This is a genomic window from Streptomyces ipomoeae 91-03 (assembly GCF_000317595.1).
Classification (GTDB): Bacteria; Actinomycetota; Actinomycetes; order Streptomycetales; family Streptomycetaceae; genus Streptomyces; species Streptomyces ipomoeae.
In genome coordinates this window covers 1-2459 of sequence record NZ_AEJC01000435.1, presented here as the reverse complement: position 1 = coordinate 2459, position 2459 = coordinate 1, and the positions used below count along the sequence as shown (strand labels likewise).

Annotated in this window: 1 protein-coding gene and 2 pseudogenes; 1 reads left to right on the top strand and 2 read right to left on the bottom strand. The window is 68.0% G+C overall.

Annotated features, from left to right (window positions below; genetic code table 11):
- Positions 1 to 38: 38 nt before the first annotated feature.
- A pseudogene (locus STRIP9103_RS29020) lies at positions 39 to 437 on the bottom strand (transposase); the annotation flags it as partial.
- A gap of 398 nt (positions 438 to 835) precedes the next feature.
- On the opposite strand from STRIP9103_RS29020, the gene STRIP9103_RS29015 reads away from it, so the two are divergent.
- Positions 836 to 2071, top strand: coding sequence for an IS110 family RNA-guided transposase (locus STRIP9103_RS29015; protein ID WP_009313242.1), 1236 nt, complete (start codon positions 836 to 838; stop codon positions 2069 to 2071).
- 33 nt (positions 2072 to 2104) lie between these two features.
- Here STRIP9103_RS29015 and STRIP9103_RS29010 read toward each other — a convergent pair.
- Positions 2105 to 2459 (bottom strand): annotated as a pseudogene (locus STRIP9103_RS29010) (helix-turn-helix domain-containing protein); the annotation flags it as partial.

Here is a 2459-nt window from a genome sequence, read left to right as displayed (position 1 = left end):
AATGATCTACGGCATGCTGGTTGACTGCTCGTTTCCCGTCACTCGGCGAGGGTGAGGTTGTGCAGGCGGGCGATACCGAGCATGGCGTGGTGGACGCCGTCGCCTTTCAGGCGGCAGTCGCGCAGGATCTTCCAGCTCTTCATCCGGGCGAATACGTGCTCGACGCGGGCGCGGACCTTGCGGTGGGAGGCGTTGTGCTCTTCCTGCCAGGCCGGGAGTTCGGCCTGGCCGCGTTCGCGGCGGTGCGGGATGACCAGGCCGGTGCCCCGGTAGCCGCCGTCCGCGATCACGGTCGTCTTTCCGACGGCGTCCTTTGCGCCGGACAGTTCCCACGCCTTGCAATCGTCGCGGTTGCCCGGCAGTGGCCGGCCGACGGCGACGACGAGCCGGGTGTCGGCGTCGATGACGACCTGGTGGTTGGTGGAGTACCGGTAGTTCTAATAGGTCATCGGTGAGCCCGAGCGCGTGAGCGCAAGGGCCGCCAGGCGAGGCAGAAGGCTGCCGTTCTGGGACTGGATCCCCGTGCTCAGACCGGCCCTGCCTCGCCCGCGCCCTGCCGGGCGGAGACCTTCGGTAGTTCCGGGACCTTGATCTCTCGTCAAAGACCGGTCCCGCCCGGCAGAAGCCCAGAACCCACCGGTTTCATGTCCCCAGCCCGCCGACAGGGGCCGACCTCTCAGCAGTTCGCGAGCCCCAGAGCTCTCCAGCAGACCGAGGTCCCTGCCGGTCGCTGGAGACACGAACGGCTCATGAGATGGCGTGCCTTGAGCACTTCTATTAGAGCGCCGCGTGCTCCGCACAGGACCGATCTGCAGGTTGAAATGGAGGTACAAGGTTGAGCGCGATCTTCTGCGGCATCGACTGGGCGGAAGGGCACCACGACATAGCCCTGGTCGACCAAAACGGCGCCCAGGTGGCCAAGCTGCGCATCAGTGACGACAGCGCTGGTTTCCATGCGCTGATGGAACTACTGACCCGGCACGGTGACACTGCGGAGGATCCGATCCCGGTCGCCATCGAGACCCCGCGCGGCCTCCTTGTCGCCTCCTTGCGGGCAACCGGCCGCCAGATCTACGCGATCAACCCCCTGGCCGCCGCCCGCTATCGCGATCGCGCCAGCGTCTCCCGAGCCAAGTCCGACGCAGCCGACGCCCGGGTCCTGGCCAACATCCTGCGGACCGACCGGCACGCCCACCGGCCCCTGCCCGATGACAGCGAAGCCGGACAGGCCGTCGCTGTCCTGGCCCGTGCTCACCAGGACGCGATCTGGGACCGGCAGCAGATGATCAATCGGCTCCGCTCGCACCTGCGCGAGTACTATCCGGCCGCCCTCACGGCCTTCCACGGCCCCGGAAAACCCGGACTCGACTCGCCACGCGCCCGCCTGATCCTGGCTGCCGCACCGACGCCAGCCGACGCCGCCAGACTCACCCGCAGCCAGCTGCGCGCACTCCTCAAGCGCGGCGAGCGCCCACGCTGCGGAATCGAAGCCGAGGTCGAGCGGCTTCGGGACATCTTCCGCGCGGACCACCTCCGCCAGTTGCCCCAGGTCGAACAGGCCTTGGGACACCAAGCAACGGCGCTCATCCGGCAGGTCGACGCCGCTTGCATCAGCGTCGCCCAACTCGCAGCAGCAACGGAGAAGGCATTCCTCGCGCATCCGGATGCCGACATCATCACGAGCTTCCCGGGTCTGTCCGTACTGTCCGGAGCACGCGTCCTCGCCGAGATCGGAGATGACCGCGAACGTTTCGCGGACGCCCGAGCCATGAAGGCATACGCCGGCGCGGCCCCCATTACACGGGCCTCGGGCCGCAGCCACGTCGTCGTGGCCCGAACCGTCAAGAACCAACGACTGGCCTCGGCCGGGCACATGTGGGCCTTCGCGGCCCTCCGCACCCAGGCTCCACGCGCCCACTATGACCGACGACGAGCTGGCGGAGAACGCCACACCGCAGCTCTCAGAAACCTGTTCAACAAGCTTCTCGGCTGCCTCTACCACTGCCTACGGCGCCGCACGCTTTACGACCCCGATCGGGCCTTCGCAGCGGCCCTGGACCTTGCTGCCTGAGCCCTTACTTGACCTGCCAGCGACATGAGATGTCTTCGACTGCTCGGCGATGCTGTGGTCGCGGGTCGGCACCAGGGTTCCGTCCGCGATCAGCACGGTGTCCTTGCGGAACCGTTTGCGCTGCTGGAGCGCGAGCGACGGCCCGAGGCGGTCGACGATGCGGTCGGCCGCCGACTTCGATACCCCGAACAACAGGGCGAGCTGGCGCAGGGTGAGGTTCGTGCGCCAGTACGCGGCGACCAGCAGGACCCGGTCCTCCAGCGGCAGGCTCCAGGGCCGGCCCTTACGGACCGGATCCGCGCCCTCCCGCCGCAAGGCGGTGATCAGCTTGCTGAACTGACGCGGACTCAGCCCGGTGAACGGGGCTATCCAAGACGGCTCCGACGCC